This window comes from Aeromonas sp. Prich7-2, from assembly GCF_017939255.1.
GTDB lineage: Bacteria > Pseudomonadota > Gammaproteobacteria > Enterobacterales > Aeromonadaceae > Aeromonas > Aeromonas caviae.
Genome location: NZ_JAGKRI010000263.1, coordinates 1 through 437, shown reverse-complemented (window position 1 = coordinate 437; position 437 = coordinate 1). Strand labels below are relative to the sequence as shown.

The window sequence follows — 437 nt, the reverse complement described above, 5'->3', positions numbered from 1 at the left end:
GATATAATCTCACATCTTCTCAACAGCTTAAGATCCATTCCGTGTCCCGCCGTTATCAGCTGACTGATGCACAATGGGGGCTTATCGAGCCCCAGTTTCCTTCTCGAAGCCTGATCGGGCGCCCTACCCGTGAACCGCGCCAAGTGCTCGATGGCATTCTCTGGATACTCCACACCGGAGCTCCTTGGCGAGACCTTCCAGAACGTTTCGGACCATGGAATTCGGTCTACAACACCTTCCGGCGTTGGCAGGATGCAGGCCGGATTGATGCCATTCTGGAAGCGCTGCAACTCAAGCTCAATGAAGAAGGGCTCATCGATTTCGACCTGTGGTGCCTGGACGGCTCCAATGTCAGAGCATCCAAAGATGCTGCCGGTGCACGTAAAAAAACACCTCAATGAATCAAGCCCTTGGCCGTTCGCGGGGAGGTTTCGGCA

Annotated in this window: 1 pseudogene; it reads left to right on the top strand. The window is 54.7% G+C overall.

Annotation, left to right across the window (positions count from 1 at the left end):
• Positions 1-41: 41 nt before the first annotated feature.
• Positions 42-437: pseudogene (locus J9892_RS21550) on the top strand (IS5 family transposase); the annotation flags it as partial.